The following is a 20,714-nucleotide window of genomic DNA, read 5'->3' as shown; positions in this document are numbered from 1 at the left end:
GGAAAGTCGACATGAGAGCAGTGAAATTCGCCGGCGCGGCGTTGGCCGCCGTCATCATCGTGATCGCACTCCTGCTGGTGATCGGAATCCCATCGGGCTTCCTGACCTCGACGATCGCCTCGCGCGTCGAGAGTGCGACCGGCTATCGGCTCTCGATCGACGGCACCACGAAGATCAGCCTGTGGCCGACGCTGAACGTCACCCTGAACGATCTCACGCTTGCCGATCCCCGGGATCGCAGCGGCATCACCCGCCTGACCATCGACAGCGTGCAGGCCGACATGTCGCTCTCCAGCGTGTGGTCGGGCCGCCCTGAGATCAGCGAGCTCATCGTCACCCGTCCGGTGCTCTACCAGCCGCTGCTGCGTGAGCGGCTGCCGAATGCGGGCGGCTCGTCGAAGCCGCCCCTCGCACTCGATGCCAATGGCGCGTCCATCGCGCGCGTCAAGATCACCGACGGCGAAGTCGCATTCTCGCGCTTGCGCGACCGTGTCGAGGGCCGCATCAGCGCCATCAACGCCGACGCGATCGTTGGCCGCGATCGCAAGGTCGATGTCACCGGCACAGCGCGCGTCGGTGACCACCCGACCAAGTTCGACATCAAGGCGGCCACGCCGGCTGCGCCAGGCGAACGGCCGACGATCCCGGTGGATTTCGCCGTCGACATGCCCGATGTGCTGAAGTCTCAACTCACCGGGCACGCCGAGATGCGTCTCAATGGCGACGTCGTCATGCTCAGCAGCATCAACGGCCGGCTTGGCGAGGGCGCGTTCAACGGCTGGGCATCGGTCGACATCGCGAGCAAGCCGCTGGTCAAGGTCGATCTCGACTTCCAACGGCTAGCGATTCCGCTGGCGAAGACGCCGGAGGGCATGCCCGGACAGCCCTGGAGCGATGCACCTATCGACGTCTCCGGGCTCAATTATGTCGACGCGCAGGTGCGGATCTCCGCGAACGAGGCCGTGATCGGCGACGCGCACATCGCGCCGCTGGCGCTCGACGCCAAGCTCGCCGGCGGCGTGCTGAAGGCCGGCACGGCCAATCTCGGCGCCTATGGCGGCCAAGTCTCCGGTGAGGCGATCCTGGACGCAACCACCGGCGCGCCGAGCTTTGCCATGCATTCCGATCTCGTCGGCGTGCGTGCGCTGCCGCTGCTGCAGAGCCTTGCCGAATTCGACCGCATCGACGGCAAGCTGCAGGCCAAGCTCGCCTTGCGCAGCGCCGGCACCAGCCAGCGCGCGCTGATGGCGAACATGCAGGGCACGGCCTTCGTCAACTTCCAGGACGGCGCCATCCGCGGCATCAATGTCGCCCAGATGATCCGCTCGCTGACGACGGGCACGCTGTCCGGCTGGCAAGACAGCAAGGAGCAAAGCACCGATCTGTCGCAGCTCTCGGCCTCCTTCCGCATCGACAAGGGGCAGGCGGTGACGACCGATCTCAACCTGATCGGGCCGCTGGTGCGGGTCACCGGCGCCGGCACCATCGCGCTCGACACCAAGATGATGGGCTTTCGCGTCGAGCCGAAGCTGGTCATGACGACCGAAGGCCAGGGCCGCACCAACGAGCCGGTCGGCTTCGGCATTCCCGTGATGATCCAGGGCTCCTGGTCGCAGCCGCGGATCTACCCCGACATGGCCGGCATGCTGGACAATCCGGATGCCGCCTACGCCAAGCTGCGCGAGATGGGCAAGGGCCTGTTCGGCCCTGACGGCGCCGGGCTCGGCAACATTCTGGGCAGCCTCGGTCTCGGCGGCACCGCCACACCGGGCGGCGGCAATGCGGCCGGCAATGCCAATCCGCAAGTCCAGCAGCCGGGCCAGAATAATCTGCTCGGCGGCCCGCTGGGGGAGGCGATCGGCAATTTGATTCAGCAGGGGCTGTCCAATGGCGCAGGAAGCAGCACTGGGGCCGCGCCAAACACCGGCCGCAGCCGCAACCTGCCGGCAACGCCCTCCACACCGGCACCGCAGGCATCCCCCGCCCTGGAAGACCCGCCGGTTGCGCAGCAGGACAGTCAGCCAATGAACGACGTGCTGCGGCAACTCTTTAACCGGTGATTGGCGGATTGGCGGGCTGGTCTCCACGGCAACCCCTCCCCTACATCAGCCGGCCCGCCCTCTGCTTCCCCCAAACAGATGAGGCTGCGGCAATTCATCCTCCTTCCACCCGACCCGGCGTCCACAGAGGGTAACCACGCCGGCCGGTGCCCGGCCACGCGGCGATCCCCTGGCCCAAATTGTGATAGAACGGCCCGACATGGGCCAACGGCCCGTAGCGCCGGCGTCGATGGCGGCGCGAGAGGATCGGGATGGCAGGAGCGAACGACAAGACACGGTTTCTGCGCGAGGGCCTGTTCGCCAAATACGTCGTCTCCCTCGTCGGCCTCGTCGTGTTCGTCCTCGCCGTCAACGGCGCGATGGAGACCTGGATCTCCTACCGCGCCACCCGGACCCAGCTGATCGACGGCCTGGAGGACAAGGCGCAAGCAGCGGCCCGGCGGATCGAGCAGTCGATCTCCGAGCTCGATCGCCAGATCAGCTGGGTGACGCGGGCGAGCCAGGACACCCTCGAGAAGCGCCGCGCCGACTACGCCCAGCTGCTGCACCAGGTGTCGGTCGTCAACCAGCTGTTCCAGCTCAACGGCGAGGGCCGCGAGGTGCTGCGCGTCTCGCGACAGTCGACCACGACCGGCAGCAACGCCGACCTGTCGCGCGACATGCGCTTCACCGAGACTGTCGCCCGCGGCATCAGCTATGCGCCGGCCTGGTTCGCCGACCAGACCCCGTTCATGTCGATCTCGGTGGCGCATTCCGGCTTCAATGCCGGCGTCACTGTGGCCGAGATCGATCTCAGCTTTCTCTCCGACTTCCTGTCCGACGCCCAGGTCGGCAAGGCGGCTTTTGCCTATGTGGTCGATCCGCGCGGCCGCGTGCTGGCGACATCGTCGAAGGGGCCCGATGTCGGCAAGGACCTGTCGAAGCTGCCGCAGGTGGCGGCCGCGATCGCGCCCGGCCGGGAGCCCGACACTTCGGGCACCGACTTCAACGGCCAGTCGGTGATGAGCGCCGCGAGCACCGTGCCGAAGCTCGGCTGGAGCGTGCTGTTCGAGCAGCCGAGCACGCAGGCCCTGATGCCGATCCGCGACCAGCTGGTGCGCATCGCGCTTTTGATCGGCATGGGCCTGATGGTCGCGATCCTCGCCGGCACGCTGCTCGCGCGCCGCATGATCATCCCGATCACGGCGCTGCGCGACGGCGCGCACAAGCTCGGCGAAGGCGATTTCAGTCATCGCATCGACGTCCACACCTCGGACGAGCTGGAGGACCTCGCCGGCCAGTTCAACCGCATGGCCGGCCAGATCCAGGAGACCTATTCGAGCCTGGAGACCAAGGTCGAGGAACGCACGCGCGATCTGGCGCAGTCGATCAACGAGCTGAAGGTGCTGGAGGAGGTCGGCCGCGCGCTCGCCGCCTCGCTCGATCTCAATGCCGTGCTGTCGACGATCGCCGCGCGCGCGATCGAGATCACCCATGCCGATGCGGTGCTGATTTACGGCTTCGACGCCGAGCGACGCCGCTTCGACCTGGTGGAGGCTGACGGCATCGACAAATCCGCCGACGGCGCGCATGTCACCATCGAGGAAGGCGAGAACATCCTGAGCGATGCCGCTACGAGCGGCGAGCCGATCGCGCTGCCCGATCTCGACCAGGCCGCCGAGCAGCCGCTGCGCGAAGTCGCGATCGCCGCCGGCTTCCATTCGGTGCTGGTGGTGCCGCTGGTCGACCAGCAGGGCACGCTCGGCTCGCTGGTGGTGCTGCGCCGCGGCGGAGGCGAGTTCGCCGGCAACATCATCGGCCTGATGCGCACCTTCGCCAACCAGGCCGTGCTGGCGATGCGCAATGCGCGCCTGTTCACCGAGGTTGCCCATAAGGGCCGCGAGCTGGAGGCCGCCAACGCGACCGTGCGCGCCCAGGCCGACAAGCTGCGGATGCAGACCGAGCAGCTCAAGGACTGGAACAAGTCGCTGGAGGAGCGGGTCAAGACCCAGCTCGGCGAGATCGAGCGCATCCGCAAGCTCGAGCGTTTCCTGGCGCCGCAGGTGGCGCAGCTGATCGCCTCCTCCGACAGCCCCGAAGGCTTGCTCACCAGCCAGCGCCGCGAGGTGACGGTGGTGTTCTGCGATTTGCGCGGCTTCACCGCGTTCACGGAAGCGACCGAGCCGGAAGAGGCGATGAACGTGCTGCGCGAATATCACGCCGCGCTCGGCGAGCTGATCTTCAAATATGAGGGCACGCTCGACAAATATGCCGGCGACGGCGTGATGATCCTGTTCAACGCACCGATCCAGTTCGAGGACCACACCAAGCGCGCCGTGAAGATGGCGGTGGAGATGCGCGACACCATCGGCCCGCTGACCGAGCGCTGGCGCAACCGCGGGCACAGCCTCGGCTTCGGCATCGGCATCGCGCTCGGCTACGCCACGCTCGGCCAGGTCGGCTTCGAGCAGCGGCTGGAATATGCCGCGATCGGCAGCGTCACCAACCTCGCCTCGCGCCTGTGCGGCGAGGCCAAGCCGAACCAGATCGTGGTGAGCCGCCGCGTCTACGGCATGGTCGAGCCCTGGGTGGAGGCCCGCGCCCTCGACGATCTCCAGCTCAAGGGCTTCAATCACCCGGTACTGGCGATGGAGATCCTGAACTGGCGCGAGCAGGTGGACAATGTGGTGGATGCGTCGGCGGTGCGGCGGCGGGGGTAGCCAACACAAAAAGTGCGAAAACAACCCCATGCACAGTAGACGGGGTCTGCAAGATCAAGGGGTTATGAGCGCACTCAGGCGCAGGATCGCAGGCCTCTAACGATCAGGAAAATCGATTTTCGATTTTCGGTTGACCCCGCGGCGGCGCACTGCAATCATCACCAGATGGGTCCGCTTCAGTTCGATATGTCCGGGAGCCCCGGGGACGGTCCGCGCAGCCTGACGTCCGCGCTGCATGAGCGGTTGCGCGCCGATATTCTGGCGGCGCGGCTGCTGCCGGGCCAGAAGCTGCATATCGCCGGCCTCGCCAAGCAATTCTCGGTCAGCCTCGCGGCGGTGCGCGAAGCCCTCTCGCGCCTCGTCGCCGACGGCCTCGTTCAGGCCTCGGACCAGCGCGGCTTCCGCGTCAGCCCGGTGTCACTCGCCGATCTCGCCGACGTGACCCAGACCCGGATCGACATCGAGGGGCTGGCGCTGCGCCGCTCGATCGAGCAGGGCGACGAAGCCTGGCTCGCGTCGGTGAAGGCGGCCTGGGCGGATCTGAAGGCCGTCCCCTATCACTATCCCGACGATCCGACCGTGCATTACGAGGAATGGGTGATCCGTCACCGCATTTTCCACCGCGCGCTGGTCAACGCCTGCGGCTCGCCATGGCTGCTCGGCTTCCGCGACGTGTTGCACGAGCAAAGCGAGAGATATCGGCGTCTGTCGATCCGACGCGAGCCCGGCGGCCAGCCGCGCGACGTCGAGGCCGAGCACGAGGCGATCGTCGCTGCCGTGGTGAAGCGCGATGCCGACGCGGCCGTTCGCGCACTATCAAAGCATTTCGGCACCACCAAGGCGTTCGTCGAGCTCGCCGCCTCGCGCATTGCGGAGGTGAGCCGCGCGACCTGACGATCCGGAACAATCCGGCACACAAAAAACATCAGACCGGGAGGAAACAATGAAGATCAACCGCCGTCACGCGTGCCTATCGCTCGTCGCCGCCGCAATTCTTGCCGGCCCCGCGAGCGCCGCCGAGACCATCCGCGTCGGACTTCCCACGAAGACATATTGGCCGACGACGGTCGCCGAAACGGCCGTGCGGCAGAAGCTGTTCGAGAAGGAAGGCATCCAGGCCGAGCTGACCATCTATCGCAGCGGTGCCGAGACGTTCGAGGGCATGGCGGCAGGCGCGGCCGACATCATCCTCGATCCGCCGTCGCTGGTCTCCGCCGGGCGCAAGAAGGGCGTGATGTCGCGCATCGTCGCCAACGCCGCGATGGGCAATTTCGGCTGGCAGTTGATGGTGCCGACCAAATCGACGCTCGAGGTCAAGGACCTCAACGGCAAGAAGGTGGCGATCACCGCGGCCGGCTCGGGCTCTGACCTGCTTGCGCTGTGGACCATCCAGGACAAGAAGATCGACTTCACCCGCGTTCCCGTCGGCGGCGGCGGCCTGGTGCCGAACCTCCTGGCCGGCAATGTCGACGCCGCCGTGGTCTATTCGCCGCTGAGCTTCCAGATCTCGAAATCCGGTGAAGCCAAGACCATCCTCGACTACGCGACCGCGGTGCCGCCGAACCTCACCGCGGGCTGGATCGTGCTCGACAAACTCGCCGAGGCCAAGCCTCAGCTGGTGCAGAAGGCGGTGAACGCGCTCTACGGCGCGGTCGCGTTCATGCGGGCGAACCGCGACGTCACCGTCAAGCTGATCGCCGAGCTCTACGAAATGCCGCCGGAGATCGCCGGCCTCGAATACGACAACACGATCATGAAGCTCGAGACCAGCGGCGACATGGGCGCGGCCAATGTCAACGCGGCGGTGCAGCTCTCGCTCGATCTCGCCAAGCTCGGCGGGCTCAAGGAGATCGTGCCGGCCGAGGACGTGATCTCGACCAAGTTCAAGCCGGTCCCGACCAAGTAGCAGCGATGCAGAGCTCGCTCGCCATCAACCTCGCGCGGATCGCGATCATCGTCGCGATCCTGGCGCTGTGGGAATTGCTGTCGCGCAGCGGCATCGTCAATCCGCGTCTGTTGCCGTCTGCGTCCGACACGCTCGCAACGCTCGGTGATCTCCTGCAGCGCGCGGCGGTGCAGAAGGACCTGATGGTGACCGCGACCGAGGTGCTGACGGCGTTCGCGCTGGCCGTGCCTGTCGGGGCACTGATCGGCTTCCTGATCGCCGAGAATCGCTACTTTGCCGACGTCGCCAAACCGCTGCTGTTCTTCGCCTTCAGCATCCCGAAATCGATCTTCCTGCCGATGTTCATCCTCGTGTTCGGCGTCGGCTTTGCCCAGAAGGTCGGCTTCGGCTTCTTCTCCACGATCTTCATCGTGATCATGTCGACCACGACCGCGGTGGAATCGGTCAAGGTCGAGCATCTGACGGTGGCGCGCTCCTACGGTGCCACGCCATGGCAGACTGCGTTCCGCGTCTATCTGCCGAGCATGCTGCCGGTGCTGCTGGAGGCGCTCAGGATCTCCATGATCTTCAACCTCACCGGCGTGATCCTTGCCGAGATGTATGCCTCGCGCGACGGCATCGGTCACCAGATCGCGACCTGGGGCGAGAATTTCCAGATGAAGCAGCTTCTCGCCGGCGTCGTGATGGTCGCCGCGATCGCCATGACCTTCAACGAACTTGTCAGATGGGTGGAAACGCGATGCAGCCATTGGCGAACGTGACCCCGTTGAAACCCGCCGCGCGCGCCGGCGCGATAGAGGTGAAGAATGTCGGCCAGGTGTTCAAGACCCGGTCGCAGGACGTCGTCGCGCTGGAGGACGTCTCGCTCGAGATCAAGCCCGGCCGCTTCGTGGTGCTGGTCGGCCCCAGCGGCTGCGGCAAGTCGACGCTTCTGATGATGATGGCGGGCCTGCGCCAGCAGACCGCAGGCACCATCACCATCAGCGGCGCGCCGATCCTGCAGCCTGATCCCGACCGGGTCGGCGTGGTGTTCCAGGAGGCGAGCCTGTTTCCGTGGCTGACCGCCGAGGACAATGTCGAATTTCCGCTGGCACTGCGAGGTATCCCCAAGGCCGAGCGGCACGCCAAGGCGCAGGATGCGCTGAAGCTGGTCGGGCTCGAAGGTTTTGGCCGGCGGCATCCGCACGAACTGTCGGGCGGCATGAAGCAGCGGGTCTCGATTGCGCGCGGGCTGGTGCAGGATCCGCCGGTGCTGCTCATGGACGAGCCGTTCGCAGCACTCGACGAGCAGACGCGCATGACCATGGGCGACGAGCTGCTGCGCATCTGGGCGGCGACCGGCAAGACCGTCGTCTTCGTCACGCACAGCCTCACCGAAGCGGTCTATCTCGCCGACGAGGTGATCGTGATGTCGGCGCGGCCCGGCCGGATCGTCGACCACCTTCAGGTCCCGCTGCCACGGCCGCGGACCTACGAGATGCTCAGCGGCGATGCCTTCGGCAGCTTGCGCGACCGCATCTGGCGGCACATCCGCAAATCGGCGTGAGACGACGACGATGAGCGCCAGGATCAGTGCGAAGACGCTGCGATATCTGATCGTGATCGGCTTGATCGCGCTGTGGGAGCTGCTGCCGCGCACCGGGCTCGTTGCCGAGCTGTTCCTGCCCTCGCTATCGTCCACGCTGATCGCTGGATGGACCGACGCGGGCGAATACGGTCACGCGCTCGCGATCACGCTCTACGAGGTCGTGGTGTCCATGGCCTTCGCCTGCGGCGGCGGAATCCTGCTCGGCGCAGTCGTCGGCAGCCTGCCGCGCCCGCGCGTCCTGATCATGCCGATGGTGTCGAGCCTCTACGCGGTGCCGCTGGTGATCCTCTATCCGGTCTTCACCGTCTGGCTTGGCATCGGCTCGGAGTCCAAGATCGCATTCGCCTCGATCTACGGTTTCCTGCCGACGATGCTCGCCACGGCGGCCGGCATCCAGACCATCGACCCGCAGCTCCTGCTCGCGGCCCGCAGCATGGGCGCGACGCTGAGTCAGCGGCTGGTCCGCGTCATCATACCGGCAGCGATCCCGACGGTGCTGTCGGGCCTGCGTGTCGGCGGCGCGCTGGTGATCGTCGGCGTGGTCGTGTCGGAGATGCTGATCTCCTCGGCCGGCATCGGCTATCTGATCTCGCGCTACCGCACGATCCTCGACAGCGCGCACGTGTTTGCCGGCGTGCTGCTGGTGCTGTTCCTCGCCATCGGCTTCAACGCCGTGATCCGCGGGATCGAGCGCAAGGCGGCGATCTGGCAGACCGGCACCCGCGCCGGCCACACCAACGACGACATCGCTTCCAGCACGATGCAGCCGGCGACCTGAGGTTTGCGCGTGTACGACTTGACCCTGACATTCGACAACGGTCCCGATCCCGACGTGACGCCGCGTGTGCTCGACATTCTGCAGAAGCGCGGCATCAAGACGACGTTCTTCGTCATCGGCGAGAAGCTCGCCGATCCCGGCAGGCGCCGCATTGCCGAGCGGGCGCACAACGAAGGGCACTGGATCGGCAATCACACCTTTACGCACAGCATTCCACTCGGCGAGCAATCCGGGCGCGACACCGCAGAGCGCGAGATCGGCCGCACCCAGGACGCGATTGGCCATCTTGCACATAGAGAGCGCTGGTTCCGGCCGTTCGGCGGCGGCGGCAATCTGGACAAGCGGCTGCTCAAGCCGTCCGTGGTCGACTATCTCACCCGCGAGAAGCACAGCTGCGTGCTCTGGAATTCCATTCCGCACGACTGGGACGATCCCGACGGCTGGACCGCGCGTGCGCTCGATCAGTGCAGCCGGCAGCCCTGGACGCTGATGGTGCTGCACGATCTGCCGACCGGCGCGATGGCGCATCTGGAGCGCTTTCTTGACCGCGCCGCTGCGGCTGGCGCCCAATTCCGCCAGGACTTCCCGCCGGCCTGCGTTCCGATCCGCAGCGGCGCGATCGCGTTTCCGATCGACGACTATGTTTCCTCCATCGAAGAGAGTGTTTGACTGATGAAAGTCGCAAGCTTCACGATATCTGGCACGGCGAGCTATGGCATCGTCACCGACCAGGGCGTCATCGACGCCGGCAGGCGCCTGAAGACATATCCGACGCTGAAGGCGCTGCTTGCGAGGGGATCGCTCGATGAGTTGAAGAAACTCGCTGCCGAGAAGCCCGACTACGCGCTTGCGGACGTCGCGCTGCTGCCGACGGTGCCCGATCCCGACAAGATCTTCTGCATCGGCGTCAACTACGCCACGCATCTGGCCGAGAGCGGCCACCCGACGCCTGCGCATCCGATGATCTTCACCCGCTTCGCCAACAGCCAGGTCGGCCATGGCCAGCCGATGATCCGACCGCTGGAATCCGAGCGTTTCGACTATGAGGGCGAAATGGCCGTCATCATCGGCAAGGCCGGCCGCCGCATCTCGCGGGAGGCTGCGCTCGGCCATATCGCAGGCTATGCCTGCTACAATGACGGCAGTATCCGGGACTGGCAGCGCCACACTTCGCAATTCGCGCCGGGCAAGAATTTCGTCGGCACCGGCGGCTTCGGGCCGTGGATGGTGACGACCGACGAGTTGACCGACGTCACCAAGCAGACGTTGATCACCCGGCTCAACGGCGTCGAGGTGCAGAAGGCTCCGATCTCCGACCTCGTCTTCGACGTGCCGGCCCTGATCGCCTATTGCTCGACCTTCACCGAGCTCGTGCCCGGCGACGTGATCGTCACCGGGACGACCGGCGGCGTCGGTGCCTATCGCACGCCGCCGCTCTGGATGAAGGGCGGTGATGTCGTCGAGATCGAGATCTCCGGCATCGGCATCCTGCGCAATCCCGTCAAGGACGAGGGATCGGTCGCGGCAACGCGCGCGGCCTGAACCGCCGCGCTCGACAACAATAAGAAGGAGAAATCCATGCCCATGCCAGCGCACATCCTGCCGACCACGGTGGTCGGCAGCTACCCGCAGCCGGAATGGCTGGTGAACCGCGCCATGTTGTCGAAGGTGGTGCCGCGCACCCGCCTGCACGACATGTGGCGATTGCCGCCGGAACATCTGGAGGAAGCCCAGGACGATGCGACCATCGTCGCGATCCGCGACATGGAGCGCGCCGGCATCGATATCGTGACCGACGGCGAGATTCGCCGCGAGAGCTATTCCAATCGCTTCGCCACCGCGCTCGAGGGCATCGACGCCGACAATCCCGCGATGATCGTGGCGCGCACTGGCAACACCCAGACGCCGGTGCCGCGCGTCGTCGGACCTGTCAGGCGCAAAGGTCCGGTCGAGCTGCACGACATGCAGTTCCTGCGGAAGAATACCGAGCGTGCAGCAAAGATTACTCTTCCCGGCCCCTTCACGATGAGCCAGCAGGCCAAGAACGAGTTCTACAAGGACGAGGAAGGGCTCGCGATGGCGCTCGCCGAGGCCGTCAATGCCGAGGCGCTCGATCTGCAAAAGGCCGGCGCCGACGTGATCCAGCTCGACGAGCCTTGGGTGCGCAACAATCCCGAGCTCGCCAAGCGCTATGCGGTCAAGGCGATCAACCGCGCTCTGCAGGGCATCACGGTGCCGACCGTGGTGCATCTCTGTTTTGGCTATGCCGCCGTCGTGCCCGGTTCGAACAAGCCGGCCGGCTATTCCTTCCTGGCCGAGCTCGACGACACCATTGCCGACCAGATCTCGATCGAGGCGGCGCAGCCGAAGCTCGACCTCGGCGTGCTCAAGGACCTGTCGTCGAAGAAGATCATGCTCGGCGTGCTCGACCTTGCGGACCCCGCGATCGAGAGCGTCGATACCGTCGCCGACCGCATTCGCAACGGTCTCAAGCACGTGCCGCCCGAGCGACTGATTGCGGCGCCCGATTGCGGCATGAAATACATGCCGCGCGCGACCGCGTTCGGAAAGCTGAAGGCCATGTGCGATGCCGCGGCGAAGGTCAGGCGGGAGATCGGTTAGAGCATGATCGGGAAAACGCGCGGCGGGCTTCCCAAAGGATCATGATCAAGAAATAACCTCACGCCAGGCGGGTCGGCGGCGGCCTCACGCTCCCCGCTTCGGCCCGATCGCCTCGAAACCGGCCTTCTGCTCGTCGCTCAGGTCGGCCTCGAAATCGTCGAGCGCATCGGCAACGGCGTTCACGGCGGCAAGCATCGTCTCCAACCGCGCCTTTACGGCGGTGAGTCGGGCCTGCGGGGTCGCAGCGGCCTCCGCCGGGCAGGCGCTCAGCGTCTGCATGGTGCGCAGCGTGGTGTCCTGAAGCACCTCGAAGCGGGCGCGGCCGGTCTCGTCGAGGCGAAGCGTGGTGGCGATGTCGTCCGCGGGCCATTGCTGCTGCACCAGCTGCTCATATTGACGTTGCAGCTTTTCGTCATAGCGGGGATCGCTGTCGGGGTCGCAGGCGCCCGACGCCTGCGCATCCTTGCTCGTATCCTTGCGCTGCATCGAGGCCAGAGCGGCGCGGCGCTCATTGGCGATGGCATTGAGCCGGGCCTTCTGATCGTCGTCGAGCGCGCCGGTGAACTTCGCCAGCGGCGGCGCGACCGCGTCGATGGCCTTGATCATGGCTTCGAGGCGTGCGCGCATCAGGCCAAGGCGCTCGGCGGCCGTGGCTGGCGCCTGCGCCGGGCAGGCCGCACGAATGGTGTCGCGCGCATTGGCCCAGGTGGATGCGAGCTCGTCGAGCGCGGTGCGCTGCAATTCGTTGGGCGTGACGGCCGCGGCGATACGCTCGACCGGCAGGCCGCCGGTATCGCTGGCCTCGCAGAGGCTCTCCGCAGTGGGAACGCGTCGTCCGCGCCGGCCTTGCGGCGTGGTATAGGCCGCGAGCTCGGTCGCCGCATAGGGCGCGAAGATCGCGGCGTAGATATCGCCATAGCCGTAGAGCGAGAGGCTGGTCGCATCGCCGAACACCACGGCATTGGTGAGGTCGTCATGCGCGAACGGCCAGAACACCGGGCCGACCCAGCCATAGCTGCCGTCGGGATGGCGCCACCAGCCTTGCGGGCTGCGACCACCGCGCCAGCCCGCAAGCGCGGCTTGCGCCGTGAGCGCCGCACGCAGGACGTAGGGGTTGGCGGGCTGGCCGCGCTCGGCGCCGCGCGGGTCCTGACGGGGATCTTGCGACCTCAGGGCAGCGGAGCGGTATCGGCCGCCCCGCACCGCCATGCGGGAATGGCGCAGCCGCGACAGGCCGATCATGTGGCCGACGGCGAAACGTGCAACGCCGAGCGGGCCGCCGCGCAATCCGAACTGCGCCTCGGCCCTCTCAGGCAGCAGCACGGCCGCAATCAGGAGAGTCGCGCCGGTCAGCGCCAGGCCCATGCGTCCCGACATGACCGCTGACCTGACCAATTTGGCCTCCTCCCAGCTGCCCGCACGCGCCCACTGCGTCTCAGCAGGATGACGCACGAGGGAACCAAATGTTCCCTGGGGACACAGGGCAAAGCGTCGCGGGCGAGGGGGCGGAGTTCGCGGTTGTCATGCTTTGGCCGCAGCCGGGGGCGCGCGCCTCGTCCTTCGAGACGACCGCTGCGCGGTCCCTCAGGATGAGGCTAGGACAGATTTGTGCCTGTCGAATTGCCGCCGCACATTCCGTCCTCATCCTGAGGGCCCGCCGAAGGCGGGCGTCTCGAAGGATGGCTGCAAAGAGTACGACAGCCGTGCGGTCGGGACGGAGCCCTCATTCCGCCTTTTGCGGCATCACAAAGGTCTGGCCGGGATAGATCAAATTGGGGTTGTGGATCTTGTCGCGATTGGCGTTGAAGATCACGGCATAGCGGGCGCCGTCGCCATAGGCGAGCCGGCTGAGCGCCCACAGGCTGTCGCCGCGGGTGATGACCCGGCTGCCGCCTGCCTCAGGTGCGGCGTGGAGCACGTCCGCCGGCGAGGCCGATGCAACCGTCGTCGCCGCGGATGCCCGCGCCAACACCTTGGGCTTCGGCGCGCCGGCCAATCTCGGCCGCGGCGCGGGCCGGTCGGGCACCGACGCCAGGCGCGACGAGGCCGACGGCAGGGCAGCGACGACGTCTGCTTTCTCATCCGGCTTCTCGGCCTGCGTCGTCTCCTGCTTGGTCTCTTGTCTCGCAATCGGTGCCGGGCGCGCGGGCGGCGGCGCCGCCTCGGCAATGGTCACCGGCATGGTGCGGCTGGACTGCGTGACCGTGCCATCCGGCGCCTTGGCCCGGAGCGTCAATTCATAGGAGCCGGCGGGAAGCTGCGGCGGGGTCATCACGAACTGACCCGAGGCGTCGGCGACCACCGCATCGAGCGGCTTGCCGTCGCGCAGCAGCTCGACCTTGGCACCGGGCGCGGCCTGGCCCGCGATCACCGCCGACTCGCCGCGCTCGTCGACGCGGGCGACATCGAAACGAGGGCCGGTATCGGCGGCTGCCGCCGGCTTGGCCGGTGCGAGATCGGGCAGCGCCGTGGCCTGCTTCTCCGTCTCGGCCAGCGCGCCAGGGTTCGCCTCGCGCGCCGATACAGGTGCTGGCGGCGCAATGGCGGCAAGCTTCGGCTGTTCCGGCTTGAGCTGCGCTGATTTGAGCTCTTCCGGTTTCGGCTCCGGCTTGAGATCGGCCTTGGTCTCGACCTTGGCCTCAACCTTTGCTTCGACTTTGGCTTCCGGCTTGGCGGCGACGGCGGTCTTGGTCCCATCCGGCAGCAGGCGGCGCAGCTCGGTCGGGCCGATCACCAGCACGGTGCCGACCAGCGCGAGCAGGCAGAAAACAATGAAGGCCTTGGATGCGGTGATCATCGGAAAAGAACCTTGGGTGGCAAATCAACCGAGGGCGGCAAGGTGCGCCGATTTGGCTGCGGCAGCAAGACGGTCGATGGGATGATAGCGCCGTCCAGGCGCGCCCGCGATGAACCGGCGCGATCCCACCGGCGTCAAATCGGTTGAGGCCGCATCGCGGCATTTCTCCAGGAATTTTCCCGTGACCTCATTTCGCCGTCCCGCCCCAAATCTGTCACTTGGGCTGGCGCTTGCCCTGACGCTCGCCACGTCCCCGGCGCTGGCCGCCTCCGGCCCGCCGCCGGGCTTCGTCCTCACCGACAATGCCGATCTCGCCTTCACCTCGCCCGACGGTGCCACCAAGATCGAGCAGTACATGAAAGACAGCGAAGACCTGTTCGGCGTCAAATGGCAGGTCTGGGCCCGACGCGGCGACCAGATAACGGAGCTGAAGCCGGAGCAGGGCTATGGCGCGGGCTTCCGCTTCACCAGCGACTCGCAATGGCTGGTGCGGATGCAGAAGACCGGCTCGGGCGAGCAGGACCTGTTTCTCTATCATTTCGAGAACGGCGCCTTCGCGAACGCGACGAAGAAGTCGCTCAGCGATCTCGCCTGGGACTATTTCCACAGCCGACCCGACACTGGGAAGATGAAGCTCGACTATCACATCTCCGCCAATCTGATGAAAGGCACCGAGGATGGCTATCGCTGGCTCGGCGTCGACTGGCCCAACAACCGCTATCTCCTGATCTCGCTGTCGGGCGAAATGGACAAGCATCCGAAGAACGTCGCCGTGAAGGGCCTGGCCGACTGGCGCTGTCGCTACGACCTCAAGACCGGCAAGTTCGACGTCCCCATCATGTTCGCCAAGCAAAATGCGGAAGCGCTGAGATGGGAGATCAGGCGGTGAGTGCCTCAACGGTGCTCTCTCCGTGCCCTCCCCCCTTGTGGGCAGGGGAATCGCATGTGGCCCTTTGCACGAGCTGAGCGCGCGCCTCGTCCTTCGAGACGACCGCTTTCAGCGGTCTCCTCAGGACGAGGCCAAGCGGCATCGGAGCTCGTCGAAACCAGCGAAACGCACTCGGTCCTCATCCTGAGGGCCCGCCAACGGCGGGCGTCTCGAAGGATGGCCGCACGCGACATCACTCTCATATGCGATAGCCCTGCCCTTGTGGGGAGGGAACATACTTCCCTCGCGGCGCCGTGCGAGCCTCGATCTGCGGTTGCTTGCGCTAAACCATCCCACTGATGTCGCTTCGATTCATGTTTTCCTAACCCTCAATGGTAACCGGGTCTTGTCGGTTTTGCTGCATCTTGCATCCCACGGGAGGGCTGCAATGGGCACATCGAACCGATGGACCGCGCGTATGCGCGCGCTGCTCCGTCGCTGGCGGGGAGCGCCGCTGACATGGCTGATCATCGGAGGGTTCGTGCTGATGGCCGCAACGGCCGTCGGCACCGCGCTCACCGTCGACCGCTTCCGGCAGAATGCGATCGAGAGCGGCCGCGACAGCCTTGAAAACTCCGTGCGCCTGCTGGCCCGGCATTTCGACCGCGAGTTCGAGGACTTCGCCGTGCTGCAGAAGAGCATCATCGCCGAGCTGGAGAGCCGCGGCACCGAATCCGCCGATGTGTTCCGTAGCGAGATGGGCACGCTGGCCGTGCACGAGGTGCTGCGCGCGAAAGCCAGCGGCTGGTCCGACATTGCCGGCGCCAATCTGTTTGATTCCCGGGGCGTGCTGATCAACTCGTCGCGGCGCTGGCCGGTTGCCGACATCTCGGTCGCCGACCGCCTCTATTTCAAGCGTCTCAGGGACGATCCAACCGCGCAGGAGGAGGTGGAGGTCGTGCCCGGCCGGCTCGGCAACGGACCGGCGATCGTGTTCGCGCGGCGCGTCTCCGGCCCGCGCGGCGAATTCCTCGGGCTGGTCTCGCGCGCGATCACGCCCGAGCAGCTCGAATCGTTCTTCGCCTCGACCGGCCTCGGCGAGGATTCCTCGGTCGCGATGTATCACCAGAACGGCCAATTGCTGGCGCGCGTCCCGCGCGTCGATGCGATGATCGGGCAGAATTTCCGCAAGGGCACCCCGGAGCAGATGGAGGTGTTCCAACGCACCACCGGCTCCACGCGACTCGTGAGCCCGATCGACGGCAAGGACCGCATCGTCGCCTCGCGCCTGCTCACCGGCGAACCGCTGGTCGTGATCGCAACCAAGTCGCTGGATGCGACGCTCGCGACCTGGCGCACGCAGACGAAATTCTTCGTCACCATCGCCGTGCTGTCGATCAGCCTTCTGGTGCTCACGCTGTTCTTGATCTTCCGCCAGGTGACGCACCGGCTCTCGCTCGAGAAGCAGCGGCTCGACACCGCGATGAACACGATGACGCAGGGGCTCCTGATGTTCGATCAGGACGAGCGGCTGATCGTCTGCAACCGCCGCTACATCGAGATGTACGGCCTGTCCGCTGATGTGGTGAAACCCGGCGCCAGTTTCCGCGACGTGATCCAGCATCGTCACGACACCGGCTCGTTCCACGGTGACGTCGAATCCTATTGCGACGGCATCCTGCGCAGTGTCGACCGCACCCAGAGCGCCATCGTCGAGACCGCGGACGGCCGCCTGATCGAGATCAAGAACCAGCCTGCCGACGCTGGCGGCTGGCTCGCGACCCACGACGACGTCACCGACCGCATTCGCGCCGACGAGCGCATCGCGCATATGGCGCATTACGACGCGCTGACCGACCTGCCCAACCGCGTGCTGATGCGCGGACATCTGGAGCGGCGCGTCGCCGAGCTCGGCGAGGGCAAGCCGTTCGCCATCCTCTATATCGATGTCGACGAATTCAAGGGCGTCAACGATTCGCTCGGACACGAGGTCGGCGACGAGCTGCTTCGCCAGGTCGCGAACCGCCTGCGCGCCTGCGTCAGCGGCAACGACATGGTCGCGCGGCTGGGCGGCGACGAATTCGCCATCATCAAGGCCGGCACCAACGATCGGGCCGAGCTGACGGCGCTGGCGGAGGACATTCTCAAGGCGTTGCGTGCGCCGGTAGACTGCAAGGGCCAGGACATCCCGACCGATGCCAGCATCGGCATCGCGATCGCGCCCGACCATGGCGACAATCTCGACGACCTGCTCAAGCGCGCTGACCTCGCCATGTACGCCGCGAAGTCAGAAGGGCGCCGCACCTATCGCGTCTTCGCGCCCGAATACGACGCCAAGGCAAAGGCGCGCCGCCAGCTCGAGCTCGATCTGCGTCAGGCGCTCGTTCGCGGCGAGTTCGAGGTGCATTACCAGCCGCTGGTCGATCTCGCAGCCAATGTCGTGACCGGCTGCGAAGCGCTGTTGCGCTGGCGCCATCCGGAGCGCGGCATGATCTCGCCGGCGGACTTCATCCCTGTGGCGGAAGACACCGGGCTGATCGGCGATATCGGCGAATGGGTGCTGAAGCAGGCATGCCTCGAAGCCGCCTCCTGGCCCGGCCAGATCCACATCGCGGTCAACGTCTCGCCGGTGCAGTTCCGCTCGCGCACGCTGGCGCTCAAGGTCGCGGCGGCCCTCGCCGAATCCGGGCTGGCGCCCGGCCGGCTCGAGCTCGAGATCACCGAGACCGTGCTGATCCGCGACGACGAGGAAGCGCTGACGATCCTGCAGCAGTTGCGCGAGCTTGGCGTGCGCATCGCGCTCGACGATTTCGGCACCGGCTATTCGTCGCTGAGCTATCTGCACCGCTTCCCGTTCGACAAGATCAAGATCGACCGCAGCTTCATCAACGACATCGGCCGGTCGGAGGATTCCTCACCGATCGTGCAGGCCGTGGTGCACATGGCCGCCGCCCGCCACATGGCGACCACCGCCGAAGGCGTCGAGACCGAAGCCCAGCGCGAGGTGCTGCGCCGGCTCGGCTGCAGCCAGATGCAGGGCTGGCTGTTCAGCCCGGCGGTGCCGGCGGCGAAGTTGAAGCAGTTGCTGCCGAGGCAGGCCGCGGCCTAGCAACGCGGAACGCGGCTATTTCGGAACGTGGACCAATGCTGCGGCATTTTCGACAGCCGCGGCGAGCCGCCTTCGTTCCCCCGTCAAGCGGGCGAGAGTGCGTTGCACGGCGAGCCAGCTCAGGAGCGCGATCGCCAAGCCGGCGATGACGTCACAAAAATAGTGGCTTCCATCCACCGGCGTCGCCGCGATCATCGCAACATTGAGCACGGCAGCGATGCTTCCGATATATCTCACCGGCCACAGCGCCAACAGGAAGAGCAATCCGAGCGCGGCATGCAGGCTCGGGAAGCTGATAATTCCGTCGGCGCCCTCCGCGACGAGCTGACGGACGGTTCCGTCGCGCAATCCAAAGAATACCGGAAGAGGCAGATCCCGCGTCACCGGTACGATGGCCGGAGAATTGATCGAAGACAGATTCAGATGACCCCAGACGCCCTGCGCCGGCATCAGGGTCGACACGCCGATCGTCAGAAGGGTCGTCAGCACGAAGCTCAGCATGAAGAGGCGCAATCGCGCAGCATGCCCTGCCGCAGCCAACACGAGGACGATGGCCGTCGCTTGCACGGCAAAGCTCGCATAGGCTAGCGCCAGTGTCCGATGTAGAAGCGGCGCAGCGTTCATTGCATCGAGCCAGGACATCCAGTCGAAGCCGAGACGCCGGTCCAGCGCGGCGAACGTAGCGTCCCAGAGCGGGAATGCCGCGCTCGCCGCGACATAGGACAGAGGAGCCGCCACCGCCGCAAATGCAATGATCTGGGCTGCCCCGGTCAATGCGCTGGCGAGAGCCGCGTCCTGTCTGACGGTCGCGTAGAACCAGCTCATCGACCCGAGCAAGACGGCGACGAGAGCGGGTTTCCAGAATGAAATCCATTCGATCTGGAAAGGCCCCAGCATCGCCGCGATGAACACGACGGCAGCCGTACCCCCGACTGCAATCCAGACAATGCGATCGGCATGCTTCGAGAGGTCGGAGTCGAGGGGCTGGGTCATGGCGGCGCGATCGACCACGGCGGCGGCCAAGTACGGCCGGCGGGATGACGTATGATACGGCGACTTCAGGCAGGATTCCTTATCGGAGGAAGACTGAAGGAATCGTTGCCCGGACCGTTTAATTGCCTTCGGGCGGCAGCCTCCTGGAGCATTTCCGGCTCTGATTGAATCAGAACCGGAGCTCTAGGCTCTTGTTTTGACGCGTTTTCTTGACGCGAACCGGTGCCCGCTTCGCTCGAAAACGCTCTCGCCGCCGAAAAATAGGATCAAACCTTCGACCTCGCGGTTATCGCCTCGCTGAGACGGCCGGGAACTCCGGCCGACGGGCATTGGCCAACATCGCATCACGCGCATCGCAGTGGCTTTTCGCCTGCGCGATCGCGCGCGTGCGAGAGCGAGCGAGGCAACATGGCGAGCGTGGCTTTCAGGATGATCCCTCTCGTCGCGGTGGCGGCCATGATCGGCCTCACCGCGCAGGCCCGCGACGACGGCCGCTATGCAAACTCTCCCCTCAAGGGCTGGTTCGAAAGCCTGCACAGCAAGGGCGGCGGCCCTTGTTGCGCCGATGCCGACGGCACCGCGCTGGCCGATGTCGATTGGGAGACGCGGGACGGGCATTACCGGGTGCGGCTCCTCGGCAATTGGATCGAGGTGCCGGACGACACCGTCATCACCGAGCCCAACCGCGCCGGGCGCACCATGGTCTGGCCGTATTACGTCAATGGCCGTCCCCTGATCCGCTGCTTCATGCCTGGCAGCATGACCTGAGCCGCGACGAACTCCGCCAGGTCGGGACGCTTACATCGCCAGGTCGGGACGCTTACATCGATCGTCTGGCAGCCTGCACCTCGACGAACTCCGCATCGGGATGGCTGACGATGGTGGCGACCCAGATGCCGCTGATGATGAGCGACCAGGCGGTGTTCCAACAGATCCAAAACACGTACCAGCCTCCTTTGCGGCGCGACTCCTTGCGCGCTATTTTGATTTGGTCGGCGCCGCCGCCCGATCGGTTTGACCGGTGTGGCGCTTTGCCACGACGTCCTCGTCGCGCTCGCCGTCGTGCGGACGCGGCGGCGACTTGGGCAAGCCGGCCTGGCCGCCATGCTTGCCGCCCATGTCGGGTTTACCTTCGAGATCGTTTTCGCGGGGCATGCGGGTTCAATGCGCTGGCGCGGCATTGGTTCGCATTGTGCCGGGCGTTTTCGGCCTGTGAACGAGATCATAGGATCGCCGCGGTTTGCAGTGCACGATCGGGGGGCCCGGGACCTTCGGCACGCGAGCGGATTCCACC

General features: G+C 66.1%; 18 protein-coding genes. 13 read left to right on the top strand and 5 right to left on the bottom strand.

Annotated features, from left to right (window positions below; translation table 11 throughout):
* Positions 1-11 precede the first annotated feature (11 nt).
* From P6U31_RS02280 to P6U31_RS02235, 10 genes are all read left to right on the top strand, one after another.
* Entirely contained in the window at positions 12-2,060 is a 2,049-nt protein-coding gene (locus tag P6U31_RS02280; RefSeq protein ID WP_407186662.1) for an AsmA family protein, read from the top strand.
* A gap of 251 nt (positions 2,061-2,311) precedes the next feature.
* Complete coding sequence (locus P6U31_RS02275; protein WP_407186661.1) at positions 2,312-4,759, top strand: adenylate/guanylate cyclase domain-containing protein; 2,448 nt, start codon at positions 2,312-2,314, stop codon at positions 4,757-4,759.
* 186 nt (positions 4,760-4,945) lie between these two features.
* Entirely contained in the window at positions 4,946-5,653 is a 708-nt protein-coding gene (locus tag P6U31_RS02270) for a GntR family transcriptional regulator (protein WP_407186660.1), read from the top strand.
* 49 nt (positions 5,654-5,702) lie between these two features.
* Positions 5,703-6,665: an ABC transporter substrate-binding protein gene (locus tag P6U31_RS02265; protein WP_407186659.1), complete on the top strand. Its 963-nt coding sequence runs from the start codon at positions 5,703-5,705 to the stop codon at positions 6,663-6,665.
* A 5-nt stretch (positions 6,666-6,670) separates the two neighbouring features.
* Positions 6,671-7,426, top strand: coding sequence for an ABC transporter permease (locus tag P6U31_RS02260; protein WP_407186658.1), 756 nt, complete (start codon positions 6,671-6,673; stop codon positions 7,424-7,426).
* Positions 7,405-8,211: an ABC transporter ATP-binding protein gene (locus P6U31_RS02255; protein ID WP_407186657.1), complete on the top strand. Its 807-nt coding sequence runs from the start codon at positions 7,405-7,407 to the stop codon at positions 8,209-8,211. Before P6U31_RS02260 ends, P6U31_RS02255 begins: the two co-directional genes overlap by 22 nt.
* A 10-nt stretch (positions 8,212-8,221) precedes the next feature.
* On the top strand, positions 8,222-9,031 hold the full coding sequence (locus P6U31_RS02250; protein ID WP_407186656.1) for an ABC transporter permease: 810 nt from the start codon (positions 8,222-8,224) through the stop codon (positions 9,029-9,031).
* A 9-nt stretch (positions 9,032-9,040) separates the two neighbouring features.
* Positions 9,041-9,700 carry a polysaccharide deacetylase family protein gene (locus tag P6U31_RS02245; protein WP_407186655.1) on the top strand — a complete coding sequence of 220 codons (660 nt, stop codon included), beginning with the start codon at positions 9,041-9,043 and terminating at the stop codon, positions 9,698-9,700.
* Positions 9,701-9,703: 3 nt separating this feature from the next.
* Positions 9,704-10,573, top strand: coding sequence for a fumarylacetoacetate hydrolase family protein (locus tag P6U31_RS02240; RefSeq protein WP_407186654.1), 870 nt, complete (start codon positions 9,704-9,706; stop codon positions 10,571-10,573).
* Between the two features lie 36 nt (positions 10,574-10,609).
* On the top strand, positions 10,610-11,653 hold the full coding sequence (locus P6U31_RS02235) for a uroporphyrinogen decarboxylase family protein (RefSeq protein WP_407186653.1): 1,044 nt from the start codon (positions 10,610-10,612) through the stop codon (positions 11,651-11,653).
* Positions 11,654-11,737: 84 nt separating this feature from the next.
* Here P6U31_RS02235 and P6U31_RS02230 read toward each other — a convergent pair whose 3' ends face one another.
* Both P6U31_RS02230 and P6U31_RS02225 read right to left on the bottom strand, forming a co-directional pair.
* Positions 11,738-13,030, bottom strand: coding sequence for a Spy/CpxP family protein refolding chaperone (locus P6U31_RS02230; protein WP_407186652.1), 1,293 nt, complete (start codon positions 13,028-13,030; stop codon positions 11,738-11,740).
* A 346-nt stretch (positions 13,031-13,376) separates the two neighbouring features.
* Entirely contained in the window at positions 13,377-14,450 is a 1,074-nt protein-coding gene (locus tag P6U31_RS02225; RefSeq protein WP_407186651.1) for a LysM peptidoglycan-binding domain-containing protein, read from the bottom strand.
* Between the two features lie 181 nt (positions 14,451-14,631).
* On the opposite strand from P6U31_RS02225, the gene P6U31_RS02220 reads away from it, so the two are divergent.
* Complete coding sequence (locus tag P6U31_RS02220; RefSeq protein ID WP_407186650.1) at positions 14,632-15,339, top strand: hypothetical protein; 708 nt, start codon at positions 14,632-14,634, stop codon at positions 15,337-15,339.
* A gap of 427 nt (positions 15,340-15,766) precedes the next feature.
* Positions 15,767-18,427: an EAL domain-containing protein gene (locus P6U31_RS02215; RefSeq protein ID WP_407186649.1), complete on the top strand. Its 2,661-nt coding sequence runs from the start codon at positions 15,767-15,769 to the stop codon at positions 18,425-18,427.
* Positions 18,428-18,442: 15 nt separating this feature from the next.
* On the opposite strand, the gene P6U31_RS02210 is transcribed toward P6U31_RS02215, so the two are convergent.
* On the bottom strand, positions 18,443-19,420 hold the full coding sequence (locus P6U31_RS02210; RefSeq protein ID WP_407186648.1) for a phosphatase PAP2 family protein: 978 nt from the start codon (positions 19,418-19,420) through the stop codon (positions 18,443-18,445).
* Between the two features lie 408 nt (positions 19,421-19,828).
* On the opposite strand from P6U31_RS02210, the gene P6U31_RS02205 reads away from it, so the two are divergent.
* The gene (locus P6U31_RS02205) at positions 19,829-20,188 is read left to right on the top strand and encodes a hypothetical protein (RefSeq protein ID WP_407186647.1); all 360 of its coding nucleotides are present in this window, start codon (positions 19,829-19,831) and stop codon (positions 20,186-20,188) included.
* 52 nt (positions 20,189-20,240) lie between these two features.
* Here the strand turns inward: P6U31_RS02205 and P6U31_RS02200 are convergent, their stop codons facing one another.
* Both P6U31_RS02200 and P6U31_RS02195 read right to left on the bottom strand, forming a co-directional pair.
* The gene (locus P6U31_RS02200; RefSeq protein WP_271501787.1) at positions 20,241-20,363 is read right to left on the bottom strand and encodes a hypothetical protein; all 123 of its coding nucleotides are present in this window, start codon (positions 20,361-20,363) and stop codon (positions 20,241-20,243) included.
* Between the two features lie 35 nt (positions 20,364-20,398).
* A complete protein-coding gene (locus P6U31_RS02195; RefSeq protein WP_407186646.1) occupies positions 20,399-20,575 on the bottom strand; it encodes a hypothetical protein in 177 nt (58 codons plus the stop codon).
* Between the last annotated feature and the right edge of the window lie 139 nt (positions 20,576-20,714).

The organism is Bradyrhizobium centrosematis (assembly GCF_045571495.1).
GTDB classification, from domain to species: domain Bacteria; phylum Pseudomonadota; class Alphaproteobacteria; order Rhizobiales; family Xanthobacteraceae; genus Bradyrhizobium; species Bradyrhizobium centrosematis.
The sequence above is the reverse complement of the archived record's forward strand: the minus strand, read 5'-3'. Positions and strand labels throughout refer to the sequence as shown.